The organism is Gemmatimonadota bacterium (assembly GCA_041390125.1).
In the GTDB taxonomy this organism is placed as follows: Bacteria; Gemmatimonadota; Gemmatimonadetes; order Longimicrobiales; family Gaopeijiaceae; genus JAGQIF01.
Map to the genome: position 1 here is coordinate 21,763 of JAWKQN010000003.1, position 23,065 is coordinate 44,827.

15 protein-coding genes are annotated in these 23,065 nt (G+C 71.0%); 8 read left to right on the forward strand and 7 right to left on the reverse strand.

The window, feature by feature from the left end; translation table 11 throughout:
- The first annotated feature begins 70 nt into the window (after positions 1 to 70).
- A complete protein-coding gene (locus R3E98_01725; GenBank protein MEZ4422103.1) occupies positions 71 to 1,012 on the forward strand; it encodes a hypothetical protein in 942 nt (313 codons plus the stop codon).
- A 79-nt stretch (positions 1,013 to 1,091) separates the two neighbouring features.
- Here R3E98_01725 and R3E98_01730 read toward each other — a convergent pair whose 3' ends face one another.
- The 3 genes from R3E98_01730 to R3E98_01740 all read right to left on the reverse strand — a co-directional run bounded on the left by R3E98_01730 (position 1,092) and on the right by R3E98_01740 (position 4,056).
- Positions 1,092 to 2,276, reverse strand: coding sequence for a hypothetical protein (locus R3E98_01730; GenBank protein ID MEZ4422104.1), 1,185 nt, complete (start codon positions 2,274 to 2,276; stop codon positions 1,092 to 1,094).
- Between the two features lie 80 nt (positions 2,277 to 2,356).
- On the reverse strand, positions 2,357 to 3,775 hold the full coding sequence (locus R3E98_01735) for a radical SAM protein (GenBank protein ID MEZ4422105.1): 1,419 nt from the start codon (positions 3,773 to 3,775) through the stop codon (positions 2,357 to 2,359).
- On the reverse strand, positions 3,730 to 4,056 hold the full coding sequence (locus tag R3E98_01740) for a hypothetical protein (GenBank protein MEZ4422106.1): 327 nt from the start codon (positions 4,054 to 4,056) through the stop codon (positions 3,730 to 3,732). Before R3E98_01740 ends, R3E98_01735 begins: the two co-directional genes overlap by 46 nt.
- A gap of 156 nt (positions 4,057 to 4,212) precedes the next feature.
- On the opposite strand from R3E98_01740, the gene R3E98_01745 reads away from it, so the two are divergent.
- From R3E98_01745 to R3E98_01760, 4 genes are all read left to right on the forward strand, one after another.
- On the forward strand, positions 4,213 to 5,583 hold the full coding sequence (locus tag R3E98_01745) for a HupE/UreJ family protein (GenBank protein MEZ4422107.1): 1,371 nt from the start codon (positions 4,213 to 4,215) through the stop codon (positions 5,581 to 5,583).
- 85 nt (positions 5,584 to 5,668) lie between these two features.
- On the forward strand, positions 5,669 to 6,694 hold the full coding sequence (locus tag R3E98_01750) for a peptidyl-alpha-hydroxyglycine alpha-amidating lyase family protein (protein MEZ4422108.1): 1,026 nt from the start codon (positions 5,669 to 5,671) through the stop codon (positions 6,692 to 6,694).
- A gap of 474 nt (positions 6,695 to 7,168) precedes the next feature.
- Entirely contained in the window at positions 7,169 to 10,150 is a 2,982-nt protein-coding gene (locus tag R3E98_01755) for a TonB-dependent receptor (GenBank protein ID MEZ4422109.1), read from the forward strand.
- 34 nt (positions 10,151 to 10,184) lie between these two features.
- Positions 10,185 to 11,522: a RagB/SusD family nutrient uptake outer membrane protein gene (locus R3E98_01760; protein MEZ4422110.1), complete on the forward strand. Its 1,338-nt coding sequence runs from the start codon at positions 10,185 to 10,187 to the stop codon at positions 11,520 to 11,522.
- Positions 11,523 to 11,615: 93 nt separating this feature from the next.
- Here the strand turns inward: R3E98_01760 and R3E98_01765 are convergent, their stop codons facing one another.
- The gene (locus tag R3E98_01765) at positions 11,616 to 12,227 is read right to left on the reverse strand and encodes a hypothetical protein (GenBank protein ID MEZ4422111.1); all 612 of its coding nucleotides are present in this window, start codon (positions 12,225 to 12,227) and stop codon (positions 11,616 to 11,618) included.
- A 212-nt stretch (positions 12,228 to 12,439) separates the two neighbouring features.
- Between R3E98_01765 and R3E98_01770 the strand changes: the two genes are divergently transcribed.
- On the forward strand, positions 12,440 to 14,110 hold the full coding sequence (locus R3E98_01770) for a serine hydrolase (GenBank protein MEZ4422112.1): 1,671 nt from the start codon (positions 12,440 to 12,442) through the stop codon (positions 14,108 to 14,110).
- A 52-nt stretch (positions 14,111 to 14,162) separates the two neighbouring features.
- Here R3E98_01770 and R3E98_01775 read toward each other — a convergent pair whose 3' ends face one another.
- From R3E98_01775 to R3E98_01785, 3 genes are read right to left on the reverse strand one after another with little or no spacing between them, the layout of a single operon-like run.
- Positions 14,163 to 15,722, reverse strand: a complete 1,560-nt coding sequence (locus tag R3E98_01775) for a cryptochrome/photolyase family protein (protein ID MEZ4422113.1) — start codon at positions 15,720 to 15,722, stop codon at positions 14,163 to 14,165.
- A 36-nt stretch (positions 15,723 to 15,758) separates the two neighbouring features.
- Positions 15,759 to 16,187, reverse strand: a complete 429-nt coding sequence (locus R3E98_01780; protein ID MEZ4422114.1) for a DUF1499 domain-containing protein — start codon at positions 16,185 to 16,187, stop codon at positions 15,759 to 15,761.
- A 35-nt stretch (positions 16,188 to 16,222) separates the two neighbouring features.
- Positions 16,223 to 16,870 (reverse strand): hypothetical protein, encoded by a 648-nt coding sequence (locus R3E98_01785; protein ID MEZ4422115.1) that lies wholly within the window; start codon positions 16,868 to 16,870, stop codon positions 16,223 to 16,225.
- A 108-nt stretch (positions 16,871 to 16,978) separates the two neighbouring features.
- On the opposite strand from R3E98_01785, the gene R3E98_01790 reads away from it, so the two are divergent.
- Both R3E98_01790 and R3E98_01795 read left to right on the forward strand, forming a co-directional pair.
- The gene (locus R3E98_01790; protein ID MEZ4422116.1) at positions 16,979 to 20,122 is read left to right on the forward strand and encodes a glycosyl hydrolase; all 3,144 of its coding nucleotides are present in this window, start codon (positions 16,979 to 16,981) and stop codon (positions 20,120 to 20,122) included.
- Positions 20,123 to 20,133: 11 nt separating this feature from the next.
- Complete coding sequence (locus R3E98_01795; GenBank protein MEZ4422117.1) at positions 20,134 to 23,061, forward strand: serine/threonine-protein kinase; 2,928 nt, start codon at positions 20,134 to 20,136, stop codon at positions 23,059 to 23,061.
- Positions 23,062 to 23,065: the final 4 nt, after the last annotated feature.

Sequence of the window (23,065 nt, forward strand, 5' to 3'; positions counted from 1 at the left end):
GGCGATCCTCGCGTGAGACCTGCTCGTAGACTCCTGCATCTGACATTCCACCTCCACCCCGAGGCCCGACATGATCCGGTTCCGACGCTGGGGATGTGCCCTGCTGGTTGCCGCTGCCGCGTGCAGCGCGCCTCCGCCACCCCCTTCCGTGGTGGACGAGGTGCTCGCCGAGGATCCGCTCGCGGAGCCCCAGGCGCAGTCGCTCGCCGGCGAGGCGCTCTACGCCCGCCCGGACAGCAGCGGCGCCGTGGCCGCGGCCGACGAGGCGCTGCGCGCCGCGCCCGACGACGTGGAGCGCCTCATCGCCGCCGGGCGGGAGCGCCGCAACGTGTGGCAGTACCGGCAGGCCATGCGGCTCTACACGCGCGCCGCAGAGCTGGCGCCGGAGGACTGGCGTCCCTGGCGCTTCCGCGGACACCGCCATCTGTCCGTCCGCGAGTTCGACGCGGGGATCGCCGACCTGGAGCGGGCGCGGGAGCTGGCCCCGTACAACTGGGACGTGGCCTACCATCTCGGGCTCGCCTACTTCCTCGCCGGCCGCTTCTCCGAGGCCGCCGACGCCTACATGCGCTGCCTGGACCTGGCGGAGGACGCCGAGGCTGCCGCTGCCCAATCGGAGGAGTTCCGGAGCTGCAGCCAGAATCGCGACGATGTGGAGTCCCGGGTGGCCATGGCGGAGTGGGCCGTGCGCGCGCTCGGCCGCGCGGGCCGCACGGCGGACGCGGAACGGCTGCTCGCCGACATCGAGCCCGACTGGACGGTCGAGGAGAATGTCGCCTACTACCACGACCTGCTGTGGCGGAAGGGGCTGCGCACGGAGCAGGACCTGATGGACGGCGTGGCGTCGGGCCTCTACCGCCTGGAGACGGCCGGATTCGCCGTGGCCAACCAACGCCTCGTGCGCGGGGACACCGCGGGCGCGCGGGTCATCCTCGAGGAGCTGGCCGCCGACCCGTGGTGGCCGGGCTTCGGGCGCATCGCCGCCGAGGCCGAGCTGGCCCGGCTGCGCTGACGACCCCACCCCCCGGATGTGCGAAGGGGCGGGAGCCGTGCGGCTCCCGCCCCTTCCTGCGTGGGTTGTCCGGCCGCGGTCAGCGCCCGCCGGGCCAGACCACACCCTGGTTGGCCGCCGCGGTGCCCATGCCCTTGTAGACGAACTTCTGCACGCGCTTCCCTTCGTAGGTCTCGGTCGTGTAGATGTTGCCCTCCGAGTCCGTGGCGATGGAGTGCACCGCGAAGAACTGACCCGGCTGGCGGCCCCCGTCCCCGAAGCTGGTCAGGATCTCCAGCGACTCCCGGTCCAGCACGTAGACCTTCATGTTCTTCCCGTCCGCGACGTACATGAAGCGCTGGTCGGGATCGCGGGAGAAGGCGATGTCCCATACCGAGCCGTCCCCGCGCGTGAGCGGCGCGATGATCTTCTCCTTCACGAACGTCCCGTCCCGCTGGAAGACCTGGATGCGGTCGTTCGGGCGGTCGCACACGTAGAGCAGCCCGTCATGGGTGGGCTCGGCGCAGTGCACCGGCGTCCGGAACTGCTGGGCCAGCGGGGCCTCCGGGTCGTAGGGTCCCAGGTTCTCGTCGCTCGGCACGTTTCCGTATGCGCCCCAGAAGCGCTTGATGGCGCCGGTGTTCATGTCCAGCACGGCCACCCGCTTGTTCAGATACCCGTCGGCGACGTAGGCCTCCTGGGCCTCCGCATCGAACGAGATCTTGGCCACCCGGCCGAAGTGCTCGGTGCTGGTGCTGTTCGCGCCCTGACCCGGGATCCCGTACTCCGCGAGGAAGCGTCCGTCGCGCGTGAACTTGAGGATGTGCGAGTCGCCCTGTCCGTTCCCCCCGATCCACACGTTGTCCATGGGGTCGAGCGTGAGCCCGTGGTTGGAGTTGGGCCAGGTGTAGCCCTCGCCGTCCCCTCCCCAGGAGTTGACCAGGTTCCCCTCGGGGTCGAACTCCAGGATGTTGGGCGCCGGAATGCAGCATTCGCCCGTCGGCGGGTCCGTGGCCGCGCCGATCTCGGTGCGCTCGTTGAACGAGTTGCGGCGGTGGATCACGTAGACGTGGTCGCGGGAATCGACGCCGACCCCGATCGCCGAGCCCAGCACCCAGTGGTTGGGGAGCGGCTTGGGCCAGAGCGGATCGACTTCGAAGAGGGGGACGTCGCCCTCGGCCCCGGTCCCGGTCGCGGCGGTGGCATCGCCACCGGGAGCGGCCTGACAGGCGCCCAGGGCCAGGACGGCGGCGGCGAGGCCGCACATCTGCAACGGTCTACCCACGTCTTCCTCCAGGAGCGTTGGACGGGAGCGCGCGGCGCGCGTGGGGGGAGGCGGCGGCCGGTCGCGAGCAGGGGGGTAGGCTAAGGTTCGCTCCGGTGCGGCGCCAGCCTGTGTGGCTGAGCCCGTCGCCGCCCATGCGCCAGCATCACCAGCTCGGCCGGTCGGAACCGGAACGGATCACACTCCCCGCGGTGGACCCGACCGAGGCGCTCGTACTCCCAGGGACAGCCCCCCATGCATACCGGAAGGGCGGCGCAGTTGGAGCAACCGCCGCGAACGGCGGGGTCGTAGCGGGCCCAGCGGGACTGCTCGCGTGCCTGGTTCGGCACGGGGCGCCCGTCCAGGCGTCCGATCGCCTGCTCCACCGACCCGTCGATCTGGTTCCAGCACTTGAACAGCAGACCGCTCGGCGCTACCACGAATCCCTTCGAGGACTCGACCGAGCAAAGGGGGCCACAGATCGGTCCGGGCAGGGGTGCGGTGGGCAGCAGACCGCGCGCGAGCAGGGCGGCGTCGAAGCGGACCGAGACATCCGCCCGCTCCGCCTCCGTCAACACGGCATCGGCGACGTGGGAGCAGGTCGTCGTGGCATCCACGATGAAGCCCAGCGACGGATGCACTCCGGGCAGCAGGCCCTCATCGCAGAGGCGATCGACCAGCGGCTCCAGCGTGTCGGCGTTGCCGCGGTCGACGTTGATCCGGAGCGAGATCGGGAAGTCCATCTCCAGGGCCGTGCGGCAGTTGGCGATCACCCGTTCCCAGGTTCCCTGTCCGCCGCGCAGGATCCGCCGGGTATCGTGGACGGCGGGGAGGCCGTCGACGGTCACCTGCACCATGTCCCATGCTCCGAGCGCCTGCAGGCGCTCGATCATCGAGCCGGTGAGGAACCAGCCGTTCGTCACGATCGATCGCGACACGGACAGCCCGCGAGCCGCGCCGAGCTCGTTCGTGAACCGCTGCACGCGCTCCAACAGGTCGGGTTGGAGGAGTGGTTCACCGCCGAACCACGTGGTGGTGATGCCCCGCACACCCTGGGCCTCACGGGCGATGAACCGCTGGAGGTGTCGCTCTGTCTCCGGGGACATGACCTCCTGGCGGTGGGCTTCGAAGCAATACGTGCAGCGGAAGTTGCACTGGATCGTCGGTGCGATGGTCAGGAGCAGCCGGTCGGGTGCGGCCAGCGCCGCACGCCGCAATGCAAACAAGGCTGCGCGTTCGTCGAAGGTGCTCGGCACGAGCACTCCCGCATCCTGGAGCCGCTCCCGGAGCGGGAGCGGCAGGTCCGCCGGGGCAGGCCGCCCTCCGCGCCGATCGAGGCGCTCCACATGCCACCAATCGGTCGCATCCAACTCGAGCAGCGACCCGGTGAACGCGTTGAACGCCAGCCAGGTCCCCGGCTCGCCGGAGGGCGTGAACGTGGTGTAGCGGGAGGTGACCCACCCCGGCGCCACCATCAGCCGGTCCGTCCGGCCAGGGCGCTGCCCAGCGTGCGGGCCCATGCCGGGACGTCGTGCCCGGCAGCGCCGAGCTGCTCCGGATCCGGCACTTCGATGTACCGGCGCGGCTTGCAGATCGGCGCGTCCGGTGCGTCGGGATCGACGACGATGTACTTCTTGGAGCAGATCGGTGCGTCCGGAGCGTCGGGGTCGACCTCGATCTCGCGCCTGCGGGGGGACGTGGCCGCCTCCGGGGAGAGCCCCTCGGTGAAGCGTTGGAGGGCTCGACGGGTGGGCGTCGCCGGCAGAACGTCGGATGGCGTGCGTGCGGTGGGGCCGGTCATGGCTGCCTCGGTGTGGAACGTGGACAGGATGCAGCGACGAGCGGGGGGTCTCTTCCCACCTCGCGACAACCACCCCTCCGATCTGGACACTCCGGTCCCTGCTCCGGGTCTCGCCCCGCTCTCGTCAGGGCTGCCGCGAGGGCCCATCTTCGGAACATGGGTCTTCCCTCCGTCACGCCCGGCCGGGCCCCGGCGCGCCTGCTGCGCTCCGCGCTGCTCGCCGTCCTGCTGCTCGCCGCGCTCCCGGGTCGCCCGGCCGCGCACGAGATCCCGAACGACGTGCTCGTCCGGCTCTTCGTCCGGCCGGACGGGGCCTGGCTGCACGTGCTGGTGCGCACACCGCTGGAGGCCATGCGGGACTTCGTCTTCCCGCTGCGCGGCCCCGGCTACCTGGACCTGGAGCAGGTGGATCCGCTGCTCCGGGAGGCCGCGCAGCTGTGGGTGTCGGACTACCTGCGCTTCTACGAGGACGGGCGCCAGCTCCCGGGGGCCGAGCTCGAATCGGTGCGCATCTCGCTGCCCAGCGATCCGTCCTTCGCATCCTGGGAGCGGGCCCGGGCCCACTTCGACGCGGCCCCCCTGCCGGCCTCCACCGAGCTCCCCTGGCAGCAGGCCGCCTTCGACATGCGGTTCCGGGTGCCGATCTCCTCGGACACCGCCGCCTTCGCCCTCGATTCGCGGCTGGCGCACCTGGGCCTGCGCACGGTGACGGTCCTGCGCTTCGCGCCGCCGGACGGCCCCGAGCGGATCTTCGAGTTCACGGGGGATCCCGGGCGGGTCCGGCTCGATCCTCGCTGGTACCACGCGGCGGCCCGCTTCGTCGCGTTGGGGGTCGAGCACATCCTGGACGGGATCGACCACCTGCTCTTCCTGCTCTGCCTGGTGGTGCCCCTGCGCAGCGTGCGGGCCCTCGTGCCGGTCGTGACGGCGTTCACGGTCGCGCACTCCATCACGCTGTTCGCGGCCGCGCTCGGCCTGGCGCCGGACGCGCTGTGGTTCCCGCCGCTCATCGAGACGCTGATCGCACTGTCGATCGTCTACATGGCCTTCGAGAACATCGTGGGCGCCCGGCAGGAGCGGCGGTGGTGGATGGCCTTCGGGTTCGGGCTCGTGCACGGCTTCGGCTTCTCCTTCGTGCTGGCGGAGACCCTGCAGTTCGCGGGCGGCCACCTGCTCACCTCGTTGCTGGCGTTCAACGTGGGTGTCGAGCTGGGTCAGGTGCTGGTGCTGGTCGTCACGGTGCCGGTGCTCGCCTGGCTCTTCCGGCGGGTGGTGAAGGAGCGGATGGGGGTGATCCTGCTCTCCGCCCTGATCGCCCACACCGGGTGGCACTGGATGACCGAGCGCGGCTCCACCTTCCTGGAGTATCCGCTCACCTGGCCCGTGCTGGACGCGGCGTTCCTCGGGATGCTGGCCCGCTGGTCCGCGCTGGCCGCCGTGGTGGCCGCGGCCGGCTGGGGACTCCGTGCCGCGCTGCTGCGCTGGGACGCCCGGCGCCCGCGCGAGTCCACCCCCGCGGCCGGTTGAGCGTCTGGCCCGCGGCGCCCGTGCCCCGGGGCCACCCGCGTGTAGATTGGTCCCTCTCGTTCCCGCTTCCGTCCGGAGGAGCTTCGTGACCCTCGCGCTTCCCCGCATCGGCTTCGCCGGCTCCGCGGCCTTGGCCGCGGCCCTGCTGACGGCGCCCCCCGTCTCCGCCCAGCACGGCAATCCGTACGCGGCCCAGGACGGCTGGGGGACCCTCCCGGCCGGGCGCACCTGGGGCGCCGTCAGCGCGGTCTATCCGACGCCGGACGGACAGCGCATCTGGGTGGCGGAGCGCTGTGGTGCGAACACGTGCATCGGCAGCGACCTCGATCCCGTGATGCTGTTCGAGCTGGACGGCACCCTGGTCCGGAGCTTCGGCGCCGGGCTGATCGCCTGGCCGCACGGCATGCACGTGGACCGGGACGGCAACGTGTGGGTGGCCGACGCGCTGGGCTTCGGTCAGCAGCCGGCGGGTTGGGGCCACGTGGTCTACAAGTTCAGCCCCGACGGCGAGGTGTTGATGACGCTGGGCCAGAAGGGCGTGGCCGGACAGGGGCGCGACACCTTCAACAAGCCGTCGGACATCCTGGTGGCGCCGGACGGGAGCATCTTCGTGGCGGACGGCCACGACGCCGGAGGCAACAACCGGATCGTGAAGTTCGACGCGCAGGGGAACTACCTGCTGGAGTGGGGCACCACCGGCAAGGAGGACGGGGAGTTCCGCGACCCGCACGCCCTGGCCATGGACTCGCAGGGCCGCCTGTTCGTCGGGGATCGCGCCAACTCCCGCATCCAGCTCTTCGATCAGCAGGGGCAGCACCTGGAGACCTGGACGCAGTTCGGGCGGCCGTCCGGTCTGTGGATCGACGAGCAGGACCGTCTGTACGCGACCGACTCCGAGTCCAACAAGGGCCGCAACCCCGGCTGGCTGCGCGGGATCTACATCGGCAGCGCGGCCACCGGCTGGTTGGAGAGCTTCATCCCCGATCCCGAACCCGATCCGGATCGCTCCGCCACCAGCGGCGCCGAAGGGATCGCGGCCGACCACCTCGGCAACCTCTACGGAGCGGAGGTGGGCCCGCAGCAGATGCGGAAGTACGTGATCAAGCGCTGAGGGTCGGGCGGGCCCGGAGCGAGGATCGGCCTCGCGGTCCCACGGGCCGCGGGGCCGATCTGCGACCAGGCCCGGCGTGTCGCCCGGTACACGAGAAGCCGCCGGTCCCCCGCGGGGGCGCTTGCGACTCCGACGTCGATGCCCGCACTATGCGGTTCCCCCCTCGCATCACCCTCGGCACCTCCGGTGTCCGGCCCCCCGCCGGGCACGTGCCGGGATGCACAGACGCATGACCCCGGGACCGGGCAGCCGGTCCCGTGCAGGTTCTGTGGGACCTCCCCCAGGGTTTCCATGAGCCTCGGGCGGTAGCGGTCCGCCGCTCGCCGCTCCCGAGACGGGTCCGACCTCCCCTCAGGACCCGGTGGCGGCGTTCGCCGTGCGCCTCGTGGGCGCCGTGCGCACGTCCGCCGCGCAGCGTGCCGTACAGCGGAGCCGGACCGTCCGGCGCACCCTTGTCCCGCGAGGAGGACCTCCATGAACCAGCCCCGTCCGAGACCCCCGCGCCTGTGCGCGGCCCTGGTCGCCACCGTCGCCCTCTCGTGGAGCGGTGCGCTCCAGGCGCAGAGCACGGGAACCATCACCGGCGTCGTACGCGATGCCCAGTCCCGGCAGCCGCTCGCCGCCGTGCAGATCAGCATTCCCACCACGAACACCGGGACGCTCTCGCAGGCGAGTGGGCGCTACCTGTTGATCAATGTGCCCGCCGGCACGCACGAGATCCGCCTGGAGCGGCTCGGCTATCAGCCCGTCACGCAGAACGTCACCGTGCGGGCGGGTGAGGCCACCCAGGTGGACTTCGAGATCTCCGAGCAGGCCATCCAGCTCGATGCCGTCGTGGTCACGGGCACTCCGGGCGGCACGCAACGTCGCGCGATCGGCAATGTGGTCGCGCAGGTGGACGCCGCCGAGCTGACGGAGATCGCGCCCATCACCACGATGCAGGACCTGCTGGGCGGCCGGGAGGCCGGCGTGGACTTCAGCCGCGGCTCCGGCAATGTCGGAACCGGGTCCAGCATCCGCATCCGGGGCTTCTCCAGCCTCAACGTCGGCAACCAGCCGCTCATCTATGTGGATGGCGTACGGGTGGACAACAACGCCTCCGCCGGGCCCGCGCTGCGCGACGGGGCGCAGGCCTCCAAGCTGGACGACATCAACCCGGACGACATCGAAAGCATCGAGATCATCAAGGGGCCGGCGGCCGCCACGCTGTACGGCACCGAAGCCTCCAACGGGGTCATCCAGATCATCACCAAGCGCGGCCAGCAGGGTGCGCCCCAGTTCTCGATGACGGTGCGGCAGGGCGGAAACTTCCTGATGGATCCGCAGGACAAGGTGCCGGTCGCCTACGGCATCGGCGACAACGGGGAGATCATCAGCTTCAATGTGTGGGACCAGGAGAAGGCGGCCGGCCGTGCCTTCTTCGGGACCGGACACACCCAGGCCTACAACCTCAGCATGAACGGCGGCACCGAGACGGTCCGCTACTACCTGTCCGGGGACTGGGACGACCAGACCGGGATCGTCGACTACAACTGGAACCGCGCCTTGAGTCTGCGCGCGAACGTGAGCGTGGTGGCGCACGAGAAGCTGTCGCTGGATGCAAGCACGGGATACGTGGATGGCGAGACCAGCTTCATGCAGCAGCGCACCTCCTACGGTCTGTGGGAACAGGCGCAGTGGTCGAGCCCGGAGGGGATCGACACCAAGCTGCGGGGATTCCTGCGGGCGCGGCCGGAGAAGATCGAGACCGTGGACGCCATCCGCGAGAACAGCCGCTTCATCGGGAGCCTGACCACCAACTACCGGCCCACCGACTGGCTCACCCAGCGGCTCGTGGTGGGCCTGGACGTGGCCAACGAGGAGAACCGGGTCTTCTTCCCCAAGGACACGGACGGAGACTTCGGCGGGCTCTCGCAGGGGTTCATCCAGGTCGATCGACCGCGGACCCGCTACACGACCTTCGACTTCGCGACCAGCGCCCGCTGGGGATTGAGCGAGAACCTGCGCTTCACGAGCTCCGTGGGGGTGCAGTACTACGCCAAGCGCCTGGAGACGGTGTTCACGGAAGGGCGGAACTTCCCGGCGCCGTCGATCTCGTCCCTGTCGGGCGCGGCCGTGGCCACCTCCAATGAGGCGATCGTCGAGAACAAGACGCTCGGTGGGTATCTCCAACACGAGTTGAGCTGGCGGGACCGCGTCTTCCTGACCGCCGCCGTGCGCGGAGACGACAACTCCGCCTTCGGCTCCAACTACGACGCAGCGGTCTACCCGAAGTTCTCCGCGACCTGGGTCGTGAGCGACGAGGACTTCTGGGGCCTCTCGGCGGTCAACTCGCTCCGGCTGCGTACCGCCTGGGGAAAGGCCGGGCAGCAACCGGACGTGTTCGCCGCGGTGCGGTTGTACCAGCCCGCGGTGGGACCGGGCAGCGCCCCGGTGGTGACTCCGGCGGAGGTGGGCAACTCGGACCTGGGGCCCGAGGTCGCGACCGAGCTGGAGGTGGGGTTCGACGCGGCCCTGTTCGAGGATCGCCTGTCGACCGAGGTCACCTACTACCGGCAGCGCGTCGAGGACGCCCTCGTCTCCCTGCCGGTTGCGCCTTCGCGGGGGTTCCCGGGCACGCAGTTCGTCAACCTGGGGGAGGTCTTCAATCACGGTGTCGAGGTCCAGCTCAACAGCCGGATGCTGCAGCGACGCAATCTGGCCTGGGATCTCGGCGTCGGCCTCTCCTGGAACCGGAATGAGGTGGTGGACGCCGGCGGGCTCCCGCCGACAACCACGGTGCGGGAGGGCTTCCCGTTTCCGGCCTACTTCGCGGAAGTCGTGACCAGCGCGGAGTTGAACCCGAACACGAGACGAGCGGAGAACATCCTGTGCGACGGGGGCACCGGGAAGAACGGCTGGGAGGCCGGGGGAACGCCGGTGCCGTGCAGCAGCGCGTCGGATGCACCCGAGGTGTTCCTCGGGCCCGGCTACTTCCCGTGGAACTGGAAGTTCAACACGACCTTCACGTTGTTCGACGACATCCGCGTCTTCGGGCTCGTGGAGATGCAGCGGGGCGGCAACTACCAGTACATCGAGGACGTCGGGTGCCGGCACACGTGCTTCCGGACCTCGCTGGCGGCCAACGAACGCACGGACCCGATCTTCCTGGCCTACGCCGACACTCCCATCAGCTCCGCGATGCTGGGCACCTACCGGGCCGACTTCGCCAAGCTGCGGGAGATCGCGGTGGCCTACGAGCTCCCGGCGTCCCTGGTGGGCCGCACCGGCGCAGAACGGGCGTCCTTTTCCGTGGCCGCGCGCAACCTGTGGACGCTGTGGACGGCGCAGGACGAGATCTTCGGCTCCCCGATCCCGGATCCCGAAGCGCGCCGCGCCGCCGACGTCGGGACCTATTCCAACTCCAACATGCCACCCACGTCCAGCATCATCGCCACCCTGCGGGTGACGTTCTGACCTGGGCGAGGCACACAACGACGATCCGAACCCGATGAGGACCGAGATGACACGCAATGGAAGTCGAGGCTCGCTGGCGCGGGCCCTGAGCGTGGTGGGGGCCGTCCTGGCGTCCGGTGCCTGCGACACCCTGTTGGACGTGGAGCTGCCCGGGTCGCTGACCGAGCAGGATCTGCTCACGCCATCGCTGGCCGAGACGCTGGTGCTGTCGGCGGTGGCGGACTACGAGTGCGCGTACGCCGAGTTCGCGGCGTCGGTGGCCGGCCTGGAGGACGTCTTCTGGGAGAGCACGGGCTGGTTCACGCGAGCCTGGGCCGAGTACACGGTCTCGTCGCAGAACGGCGCGCTGGACACGACGCCGTGCGGCGAGATCGACACGACCTCCGGTTTCTTCACGTCGTTCCAGTCGGCGCGCTTCCAGGCGGAGCAGGCGCACGCCCAGATCAGCGACTTCGACGCGGCCGAGGTGCCCAACCGGGAGAAGCTGCTGGCACAGGCGGCGACCTACGCCGGCTACGTCTACCAGGCGTTCGGGGAGCACTGGTGCGAAGTCGCGGTGGACCTGGGTCCGCTGATGACCCCCGACCAGACGCTCCAGCGCGGGGAGGAGTGGTTCGACCAGGCGCTCACGCACATCCAGGCCAGCGGCGACTTCTCCACCGCCACGACGAGCAGCATGCGGCAACTGGCGTTGCTCGGCCGGGCACGGGTCCGCTTCGCGCTCGGCGACCTGCAGGGGGCGGCGGCCGACGCGGAGCAGATCCCGATCACGTTCCAGGCGTCCATCACGCGGGACGCGGGCGTGCGCAAGCGTTGGAATCAGGTCTATCAGCACCACACGGTCAACAAGTACTCGACCGTGGCGGGGCCCGTGGAGTGGCAGGGCCAGGTGGTCTCGCAGGGATACCGCAACCTGACGATCGCGCCCAACGGCGATCAGACGGTGGATGACGGGGTGCCCGATCCCCGGGTGCCGGTGGTCAACACGGGTGGGCTCGGGCAGGACGGCGTGACGCCGCACTGGATCCAGACGAAGTACAACTCGCACGGGGACGACATGCCCATGGCGCGGTGGGCGGAGGCGCAGCTCATCCTGGCCGAGATCGAGGGCGGGCAGCAGGCCGTCGACCGCATCAACGCGCTGCGGGACGTGCACAGCCTACCCCACGTCTCGAGCGTGGACCAGGAGACGCTCATCGAGGAGCGTCGCCGCGAGTTCTTCTACGAGGGGCGCTTCCACGCCGACAAGCTGCGCTACGATCTGTGGTTCCCGCGCGCCCAGGGCTTCAACCACAAGAACATCGCGTACGGGCCCGCCACCTGCCTGCCCCTGTCGGAGCAGGAGCGGATCCTGAACCCGAACATCTCCTGACCCCCACCCGTCGAACGAAGGGGCCGGTGCGCGATCCGCGCCCGGCCCCGTTCAACGCCTCGAGCATCCGCGCACGTGCGGGCGCGCGGCATCTCACCCTACGAAGGCGCGTCTCAGACGGGCGGTGAACGACTCGGGCTCGTGGCCTCCCATGCAGGCGGCGGGGTCGGCCATCGAGTTGTGCTCCTCGGCGTTGTCGGCCACCTGCGGGAACTGCGACGCCATCACGTCGTCATCGGTCTCGGTGCCGATGGAGATCACCACCCGGTCCAACGAGCGCACCGGTTCGTTCGACAGGTCGCCGAACAGGCGGCCGTTGCGTACGAACTTGACCGTGCGCCCCTCGCCCGCGAAGTGCTTGACCCCGTCGGGCGTGAACAGGTAGTCGGACCCGGCCGCCATGCCGAGGTTGGCCAGGAGCTGGCCCCAGGTGGAGGCTGGATGGTGGACGTGCACCACGTCGGGGTTGCCGTCGTGCAGGTGGATGCGGTCCTTGGGCTGGATGGCGTCCGGGGACGTGCGGCAGGCGGCCACGTCCTCCATGAAGCGCTCCGCGCTCAGGTCCAGGCGCTGTCCATCCACGAACACCGCCCAGTTGGCATGGTGGTGCGTGACGGCCGGCGGAGGGACGGTCAGGAAGCGGAAGCCGGCCAGCAGGAGCACGCCGGCAGCCACGCCGGCCACGGCCCAGGTCCAGGATCTCATGCGTCTCGGTCGGTGCTCCAGGGGGACAGGGGTATGTCCGGATGGATACGTGGCCGACCGGGTGGGGTTCCGAGCCGCGGCCGTGGGATCGGCCAGATGGGCACCGTGCAGCGCGGCGCGGACGCGCCCCCGGAGGTGACGACCCCGGCGCATGCCACGGCGTGCTCCGCGCCCTACTATGGAGCCATCGTCCACCCGGCTCCGGATCCGCCATGCCCACCGTGCATCCCGTTCGCCTCCGCCCCCTGCTCCTGGTGCTCGCGCTCGCCCCGGCACCGGTCGCGGCCCAGGCGCTGGCCCGGCCCTCCGTGGCCGAGGTCGACGCCGTTTTCGCGGCCTTCGACAACACGCGCTCGCCGGGCTGCGCCGTGGGGGTCAGCCAGGCCGGGGTGCCGGTCCTCCAGCGTGCGTACGGCATGGCGGACCTCGAGCACGACGTGCCCAATCGGCCACAGACGGTCTTCGAGCCCGGCTCCGTGTCGAAGCAGATCACGGCCACGGCCACCATCCTGCTGGCCCTGGACGGGAAGCTCTCCCTGGACGACGACATCCGGACGTATCTGCCGGAGCTGCCCGAGTACCCCGAGACCGTGCGGGTCCGCCATCTGCTCAACCACACCAGCGGTCTGCGCGACTGGGGCTCGGTGGCGGGCATCGAGGGGTGGCCGCGCACGCGGCGGGCGCACACGCATACGCACGTGCTCGACATCCTGTCGCGGCAGCGCTCCCTCAACTATCCGGCCGGCGACTACTACTCCTACACCAACTCGGGCTACAACCTGCAGGCCATCCTGGTGGAGCGCGTGAGCGGCATGCCGTTCGCGGAGTTCAGCCGCCAGCGGATCTTCGAGCCCCTGGGGATGGCGCATACGCAGTGGCGGGACGACTTCAACCGCATCGTGAAGGACCGCGCCATCGCCTACGCGCCCGACGGGGACGGCTGGTCCATGTTGATGCCGTTCGAGGACGTGCACGGGAACGGGGGCCTGCTCACCACCGTGGAGGACCTGCTGGCCTTCACGCAGAACCTGGAGACGGGCGCCGTGGGCGGGCCGCGCTACCTGGAGGAGATGCACCGCCAGGGTGTGCTGACCTCCGGGCAGGTCATCACCTACGCGAGCGGGGTGGTGGTGGACACGTACAAGGGCGTGCGCCAGGTGCAGCACAGCGGCTCGACCGCCGGCTACCGGGGGCACCTGGCCCGCTTCCCGGATCAGGGACTGGCCGTGGCCGTGATGTGCAACACGGCGTCGGGGAACGCGACGCGCCTCCTCTACCAGGTGGCGGACCTGTACCTGGCGCCGGTCCTGCGGGACGAGCCGCCGGCGCCTCCGGCGGGCGTGCGGCGGATGGGCGCGGAGCAGCTGCAGCCCTTCGCGGGCCTGTACCGCGACACGCGCACCGGCGCGCCCCTGGAGATCGCGGTCGAAGGCAGCGGGTTGCGTGTGGACGGGAGCGAGGTCCTCCCGATCGGCGAGACACGCTTCGTGTCGGCCGGTGGCGACGTGACGCTGACCTTCGTCGAGCGCCCGGGCGCGGGCCGTCCGTCCGCGGCCGTGATGGACCGCCCCGACCACCCGGACGTGCGCATCGAGCCGGTCACACCGGTGCAGCCGGACGCCGCCGCGCTCGGCGCCTACGAAGGCACCTACGAGAGCGCGGAGGCCGAGGCGCGCTGGCGCCTCGAGGTCCGGGACGGGACGCTCACGCTCGTCGGCCGGTGGGGCGACACGCTCGCGTTGCGTCCGGCCTACGCCGACGTGTTCACGGGCGGCGGGGGACGTACGTTCGTCTTCCACCGGGGCGTGGGCGGTGCCGTGGACGGCTTCACCTGGAGCGAGAGCCGGGTCTGGGGGCTGGAGTTCGAGCGGGTGGCGCGCTGAGGCGACCTGCGAGAGGTCCGTCCCGCCGGGCTCCGTCGATCGCGCGACCCTCTCAGTCCGCGGGCGGCTCCAGGCGTCCGCCCGCCGCGAGCGCCTCCCGCACGCGCGCGAACGTCTCCGCATCCCCCCGTCGCTGCTCCGCGCTGCGCTTGCGCAGGGAGGCCAACGGCATGCGGAGCCGCGGGTTGTCCGCCAGCGTCTCCCGGTGTCGATCGAGGAACGCCCAGTAGAGCGGGGTGACCGGGCAATTCCGCTTGGGATCGAAGGCGCAGGATCCGCAGTAGTCGCTCATCCGGTCGATGTAGGCGGCCCCGGACACGTAGGGCTTGGTGGTCAGCAGATCGCCGCAGGAGAAGGTGCCCATCCCGAGCACGTTGGGCTCCACGACCCAGTCGTACGCGTCCACATAGGCGATCCAGAACCAGTCGGTCAGCTCGCGCGCCGACGCGTCCAGCAGCAGCGCCAGGTTGCTCAGGACCATGAGCCGGGTGATGTGGTGCGACCACCCCTCCGCCCAGACGTCCGCGACCACCCGATCCAGGCAGTGCAGCCCGGAGGGCGTGCCCCACCACGCTGCGGGAAGCGGCGCTCCTGGTCCCAACACGTCCTGGCGCTCGGGCGGGAGATCCCGGAAGCCGTCCGTGGCCTCGTGCACGTGGCGCATGAACTCGCGCCATCCCAGGACCTGACGGATGAAGCCTTCCTTGGAGGCGAGGGGGATGTCGAGCCCGGCGACGTCTGCGATCACCCGCGCCGGGATCAGACGGTGAAGGTTGAGCAGGGGGGAGGTGCGGGTATGGAACAGCCCGCTCGACGCGACCGACATCGCGTCCTCCCAGGGCCCGAAGCGCGGCAGGCATTCCTCCAGCGCCCAGCACCACAGCCGCTCGGCGTCCGCGGCCGTGGCCGGCAAGGCGCCCAGGTCGAGCGTGCCCGGATGATCCGCGTAGCGGGCCTCGATCAGCGCGCCCACCTCGCCGGTGATCGGATGCACCTCGAAGCGGGGCGGCGCCGGCGCGGGCGGCTCACCGCGCCACGGCTTCCGGTTCTCGGCGTCGAAGCTCCAGCGTCCGCCGACCGGGCGGTCACCCTCCATCAACAGCCCGGTGCGCCGACGCACGTGCCGGTAGAACGCGTCCATCCGCCACGGGGGTCCCCGCTGGCTGTCGTGGAGGTCCTCGGGCGAAGTGAGCCACCCCTCGTGCGGCTCCAGGCGCACGAGCCCGCGCTCCACCAGCGGCGCCAGGTCCTCCCGGAGCTCGCGCTCGGCGGGTCGCATGGACCGGAGCGGTCCCAGCTCGGCCGCGAGCGGAGACAACGCGTGCGCGTAGTCGCCGTGCGAGACCACGTGTCGGACCGCCACACCGCGGCGCGCCTGCTCCAGCGCGAAGTGACGCAGGTTGGCGAGGACGAGCGCCAGCTTCTGCCGATGGTACGGTCGGCGTGCGGCCTTGTCCGGACACTCGACCAGGATGATGCCGGCCTCGGTGGGCGGGAGTCGGGACAACGGACCGATCCGGTCCGTGAGCTGATCGTACGGGACGAAGACCCACGTACGCCCTGCTTCCGATACCGGCTGGAGCGCCTGGAGCGCACGCGCGAAGGCGGACACGGGAAGGTCTGGAAAACGCGCGGGCTCGCGGCCGCGTCAGGGCGCGCGCAGGTACCCGCGCTCGGTGAGCAGCGCGCGCAGCCGCTCCACCCGACGGCCGTTCACGCCCAGGTCGCCCCGCCCCACGCGCGACGCCGAGCGTACGTACAGCTCGTCTCCGGCCTCCGCCGCATAGATCTCCACGTCATCGACGAAACGGAAGAGCAGGCTCGTGGCTTCGGCGTGCAGGTAGCGCTCGTCCTGTCGGACGACCTGCGTGCGGGGCATCGACTCCAGCACCTCCGGGAGGGCGGACCACACCTCCGGGAGCGGGCGCGCCAGCAGGAACGGCGGCGCGCTGCGCGGCCCCGGTCGGCTGGTGTCGACGCAGTTGGGCGTGCCGGGGCAGGGAGCCAGGCCGCCCTCCCGCGGCCCCAACGTCTCCGGCCGCGCCCCGCCGCATCCGAACGCCAGCAGGAGCGTCACGAGCGACAGCGCGCGGCCGGAGGGGGCGAGATGCCTCAGGCGACCCCGAAGCAGTAGAAGAAGCCGTTCCCGCCGGTGGCCTGCAGGTTGGACTGCCCACACCCGCGTGACGCGTGCGCCGAGTTCCACGAGGTCGGATTGGCCCCACCGCCCTGGCGGTCGTGGTGGCCCACCATCGCGCTGCCGGATTCGGCGCTGCTGGTCCAGTTGTCGCAGGTGGTGTCGCCTTCGGCGTCGCTCACCACGCGGCCGTCGAGGCCCGACCCGGTGAGGATGTCGTGCATGTTGGGCGTGTCCCCGCGGCCGTTGACCACGCTCCCTTTCTCGGTGAGCTGGGTCTCCTTGGTCAGGTTGTTGTCGTCGCTGTGGAGCTGGGCCACGTCCGCCGCGATCTGCACGCCGTTGTAGTTGTAGAACGGACCGGAGCCGATGCGGTCCCGGGCGTTCACAGCCGGCTGCCCGGCGCGGGCCACGGTGCTCAGGTAGGCGCGCCAGGTGAGGTCGCCGGCGCCGGCCGCGTAGGCCAGGTCCTGGCAGTGCTGGTCGGCACCCGCCAACCCTCCCAGATCGGCGCCGTCACCCGGGCCCGCGCTGGTCAGGAAGAAGTTCATCCGGGCGCTCTGGGCGGAGAGCGGAGCCGCCGCCAGCGCGAGCAGGGCGAACAGGGACAGGGCACGGGTCATCGGGAGCCTCCGGTGGGACGTGCAGGACGGGGACGACCCGTCCACGATAGCCCGGACGTGCGGGGCGAGCCAGCAGAACCGTTTCCCAACCCGCGCCGGATCGGTACCATGACGCGGCTCCCACACCCCGCCGGAGGCGTCACCATGCTGCGGTTCGGCCGCTCCCCCCTGCTCGCGCTGGCGCTGTTCGCAGGCGCGTCCCCTCTCGCGGCCCAGCAGGCCGATCTGTCGGCCCTGGCCTCCGGGCTCGGGTGGCGGGAGATCGGTCCCGCCATCACGGGCGGTCGGATCTCGGACCTCGCGGTGGACGAATCGAACCCGGCCCGCTTCTACGTCGGGACCGCCACCGGCGGGCTCTGGAAGACCACGAGCGCCGGGATGAGCTGGGAGCCGGTCTTCGACGATCAGCCTACGTCCTCCATCGGGGCGGTGGCGCTGGCGCCGTCCAATCCCAACGTGGTCTGGGTGGGCACCGGCGAGCCCCAGAACCGCCAGAGCTCGCCGTATGGGGCCGGCGTCTTCCGTTCGCTCGACGGGGGACGCACGTGGGAGGCGAAGGGCCTCGTGGAGACCCGTCACGTCGGGGCCATCGTCGTGCACCCGCGTGACCCGGACGTCGTCTACGTGGCGGCGGTCGGACACCTCTGGGGCCCGAACCCGGAGCGCGGCGTCTACCGCACCACCGACGGAGGAGAGACCTGGGAGAAGGTGCTCTACGTCGACGAGGACACCGGCGCCATCGATCTGGTGATGGATCCGGGCGATCCGCGCACGCTCTTCGCGGCGACCTACCAGCGCCGGCGCACCGGGTTCGGATTCAGCGCCGATGGACCCGGCAGCGGCATCCACCGCACCCTGGACGGCGGGGACACCTGGACGGAGCTGACCGAGGGTCTCCCCGACGGCGACAAGGGCCGGATCGGGCTGGACGTGTACCGGCGGGACGGCAACCTGGTCTACGCCATCGTCGAGGGGAAGGACGAACGCGCCCGCGGCATCTACCGCAGCCGTGACCGGGGCGACACCTGGGAGCGCGTCTCCGGCACCAACCCGCGGCCGATGTACTTCTCCATGATCCGGATCGATCCCAACGACCCCGAGCGCATCTACATCGGCGGCGTGCAGCTCGGGATCTCCGACGATGGCGGGAAGACCTTCCGCCCGGGAGACGGCGCCGAAGGCATCCACGTCGATCACCACGCGCTGTGGATCGATCCATCGGACTCCGACCACGTCCTGCTGGGCAGCGATGGCGGCGTCAGCGTGACGTACGATCGGGCCGAGCACTGGCGCGAGATCGACAACCTCCCGATCGGGCAGTTCTACGAGATCGGGGTGAGCGGCGAGGATCCCTACCTCGTCTGCGGCGGGCTGCAGGACAATTCGTCCTGGTGCGCTCCCATCGACACCCGCACCGAGTACGGCATCCAGAACCGCGACTGGATCGACGTCTCCGGCGGCGACGGCTTCTACAACAAGATCGATCCCTCCGACCCCAACCTGATCTTCACGGAGTCGCAGGGCGGCAACATCTCGCGCTTCGACCGCCGCACCGGGGAGAGCGTGCGCATCCGACCCGTGGCGCGTCCCACGGCCGAAGACGAGGACCGCGCCTACCGCTTCAACTGGAACGCGCCCATCCACGTCTCCACGCACGGCAGTGGGACGGTCTACATCGGCGCCAACCACCTGCTGCGCTCGCGCGACCGCGGCACCACCTGGGAGGAGGCCAGCCCCGACCTGACGAAGCAGATCGACCGCGACACCTTGCCCATCATGGGCCGCCCCACGACGGAGAGCACGCTGTCGCGCTACGACGGCATCTCCTCCTACGGGAACATCACCACCATCGGAGAATCTCCCCTCAACGCGCAGGTCCTCTACGTCGGGACGGACGACGGAAACGTCCAGGGCACGCGGGACGGCGGGGCGACCTGGACGGATCTGACGTCCAACCTGCGTGGCGTCCCGGCGCGGACGTACGTGTCGAGCGTCGTGCCGTCGGCGGCCGTGGAAGGGCGCGTCTACGTCACGTTCGACGGCCACCGCAATGACGACCTCAGCCCCTACGTGTTCGTCAGCGAGGACCACGGCCGGACCTGGCGCTCCATCGTGAGCGGTCTGCCGGACGAGTCCGTGAACCGGCTGCGGGAGCATCCGCGCACGCCGGAGCTGCTGTTCGTGGGCAACGAGATCGGCCTGTGGTTCAGCCTGGACCGGGGCGGGAGCTGGCACCGCCTGGACGGCGAGCTGCCCACGGTGCCGGTGGACGACATCGTCATCCACCCGCGCACGAACGATCTGCTCCTGGGCACGCACGGACGCAGCATCTGGGTGCTGGAGGACGTGGGCCCGCTCGAGACGCTGGCGCAGGCGACGTCCGAGCCGGTCCACCTGTTCCCGGTGCGCACCGCGACGATCCAGAACCGACGCGGGGGCTGGCCGTTCTGGGGCGACGAGTTCCAGGGCGGCAATCCACCGGACGGCGCGCTGGTGCGCTACCGGCTGGCGGCGGCACCGGACAGCGGCGCGGAGGCCGAGTTGACGATCCTGGACGCATCCGGCGACGTGGTGCGCACGTTGGAGGCGGAGCCGACCGCGGGCCTGCACGAGGTGGTGTGGGATCTGCGCCTCGAGCCCCCCTATGCGCCCGAGCGGGGCCAGAGCGGGGGCGGCGGTGGGGGCGGCTTCGGGGGTCCGCCGCAGGGTCCGCGCGTGCTGCCCGGGACCTACACGGCGCGCCTCACGGTGGGCGAGCGCACCTCGGAGCAGCGCTTCGACGTGCGCCTGGACCCCCACGTCCAGGTGGCACGGGCCGACCTGGAGGCACGCCAGGAGGCGTTGCTGCAGGTGCACGCGCTGGCGGGTCCGATCTACGAGGCCGGGCGACGGGTACGGGACCTGCTGGAGCAGGTGGGCAACGCCCAGGACCTGCTGGAGGACCGCGAGGACGTGCCCGCCGATCTGACCCAGGAAGCCGATTCGCTCGCCGCGACGCTCGACGGCCTGCAGGACGACCTGCGCGACGTGCAACGCGCGCTGAACCTGCGAGGCGCCCTCGAGGGCGCGTCCGCGCGACCGACCGCCGACCAGCTCTGGCAGATCGAGCAGGCCTGGACGGACGGGACGTCCGCGATCGAGCGACTGAACACCGTGGTGCAGACCCGCATGCCGGCGTTCAACGCGCGACTGGACCGTGAAGGCGTGCGGCCGGATCCGGGGGAGCCCGTGCCGCTCCCGCGTCGGCCGTAGCACCCGGACCCGTGGACGATCCCACCCCCCGGGCTGCGGGCGACGATCGGTCGGACGCCGCGTCGCGTTGGACGCGGCTGGAGACGCTGTTCGAGCGACTGCAGGGCCTGCCGGAGCCGGAGCGCGAGGCGGTGCTCGCCGTCGAGTGCGCCGACGACACGGGGCTGGCGGAGGAGGTCCGTGCCCTGCTGCGCGCGGACGCCGTCGCGGATGGGCGGCTCACCGCCGCCGTGGCCGAGGTGCGCGCGGACGTGCCCGGCGCCGGGGATCCCGCGGCGGCCGGATTCCGGATCGGTGCCTACCAGGTGGTGCGCGAGCTCGGCAGCGGTGGGATGGGCACGGTCTACCTGGCCGAACGGGTGGACGACGCCTACCGCGCCCACGTCGCGGTCAAGCTGCTCCACCTCTCCCTCCCCGGCTCGGAGGGGGAGCGGCGCTTCCTGACCGAACGCCAGATCCTCGCGCACCTGGGGCACCCCGGCATCGCGCGCCTCCTGGACGGCGGCACCACCGATTCCGGGGCTCCCTATCTGGTCATGGAGTACGTGGAGGGTCTGCCCATCACCACGTATGCCCGCGAGACCGGATTGGACCTGGACGCGCGATTGCGGCTCTTCCTGAAGGTCTGCCGGGCCGTCCAGTTCGCCCACGCCCGCCTGGTGGTGCACCGGGACCTGAAGCCCGCCAACATCGTCGTCGATGCGGACGGGGAGCCCAAGCTGCTCGACTTCGGCATCGCGAAGCTGCTCGGCGACGTGGACGAGGCGCTGGGTCCGACGGTGACGCGCACGGGCTCACGGATGATGACGCCGCTCTACGCCAGCCCCGAGCAGGTGCGGGGCGGCGAGATCACGGTGGCCACCGACGTCTATGCGCTCGGTGTCCTGCTCTACGAGCTGCTGACGGATCGGCTCCCCTACGACGGAGACGTCGCGCAGCCGCAGGAGCTGGAGCGCGCCATCCTGGACCGCGAGCCCAGGCGCCCCAGCGATGCCGTGACGGTGCGGGGCCCCGCGCCCGCCGAGCCTCCGGCCCCGGAGCTGACCACCGCACGGCTGGCACGCACGCTGCGCGGGGATCTGGATACCATCGTCCTGCAGGCGCTCCAGAAGGATCCGTCGCGCCGGTACACGTCGGCGGAGGCGTTCGCGGACGACATCGCGCGCTACCTCGACGGGCTGCCCGTGCGCGCCCGTCCCGACTCCTGGACGTACCGGACGGGCAAGTTCGTGCGCCGGAATCGGGGGATGGTGCTGTCGGGCCTGTCGCTCCTGCTCACCATCGCCTTCTTCACGGTGGGCAGCGTGGTGCAGGCCATCCAGCTCCAGCGGGAACGCGACGTGGCCCGTCGCGAGCGGGACCGGGCCCAGGCCGTGGCGGATTTCCTATCCGAGGTGTTCGGGGCGTCGGCGCCGGAGAACGCGCTCGGGACCGAGCCGACCGCGCGCGAGCTGCTCGACCGGGGCGCGGAGCGCATCCGCGCCGACGAGCGGATGGACCCGGAGCTGAAGGCGTCCCTGTCGGCGGTGATCGGCAACGTCTATCAAGGGATGGGCTTGGAGCAGCAGGCCCTGCCGCTGTTCGAGGAGGCCTTGGCCACGCAAAGGGCGACCCGACCCGACCCCGACGTCGAACAGGTCGAGACGGCTGTGAATCTCGGGTATTCGCTCATGCAGCTCGGCGACTTCGACCGCGCCATCCCGACCTTCGAGCAGGCAGTGGCCTGGGCCGAGGCCCTTCCGGAGGCGACACCCCGGCTGCGGATCAACGCGGAGCGGGCGCTCGGGATCGCGTTCACCCGCAACGGCCGCTACGCGGAGGCCCGGGTCCGACTGGAGGAGGCCCTGGCGCGCGCGCGCGCGGAGGGGGACACCGTCCTGGAGCTGTCGGCCGCGAACGACGTGGGTCAGCTGGAGATGGATTCGGGGAACTGGGCCGAGGCGGCGGAGATCCACCAGCGCGTCCTCAACCGGCGCGAAGCCACCCTGGATCCCCTGCATCCCAACGTCCTGACGAGCCTGAACAACCTGGCCATCGCCCTGGAGCAGACCACCCGCTTCGCCGAGGCGGCCGTGGCGTACGACACCCTCTTGGCCCGTTCCGGGCGTCTGTACGGACCGGAGAGCGGCACCCACGCGACGTACCTCAACAACGCGGCGTCCTTCTTCAAGCGCGCGGGTCAGCCGGAGCGGGCCCTGCCCCTGCAGGAACAGGCACTCGACATCTACACCGTGAGCCACGGCGACAGCAGCGCCTACGTGGCCATGGCGTACAACAACCTGGCCAACATCCTCCACGACCTGGGCCAGACGCGCGACGCCGCCGCGCTGCACCGCCGTGCGCTGGCGCTCAACCTCGCCCTGTATGGGGAGGTGCATTTCCGCACGGCCGGCTCCTACAACAACCTGGCCGCCGCGCTCCGCGACCTCGGCGATCTCGACGGCGCCATCGAGAACTACCGGCGCACGCTCGACATCGACCGCCGGGCCTCCGGCGAGGACCACCCGTTCACGGCCACCGATCGCGTCAATCTCGCGAGCGCGCTGTCGGCCCACGGCGTCTGGTCCGAGGCCGAAGCGCAGTTCGACAGTGCCGCTGCGTTGCAGGACCGCGTGCTCGAGCCCATGAACACGGACCGCGCGCTGCGGCTCGTGGAGGAGGGGATCCACGCGATGAGGCGGGGAGATCCCGAGGTCGCGGTCCCGCTCCTGCGCGAAGCTCTCCGCATCGACGAGGCCGGATTGCCGCCCACGTCGACGCAGGTGGCCTACGCACGTACGGCGCTGGGTGCGGCTCTGGTCCGGACCGGGCAGCGTGAGGAGGGCGTGGAGCTGCTGCGCTCCGGGTACGCGCGCCTCCGCGAGGCTGCCGGTCCGCAATCACGGGGCGCGCTGCAGGCGGCGGCCTGGCTGCGCGAAGCCGGAGCCGACCCGCGATGAGCGC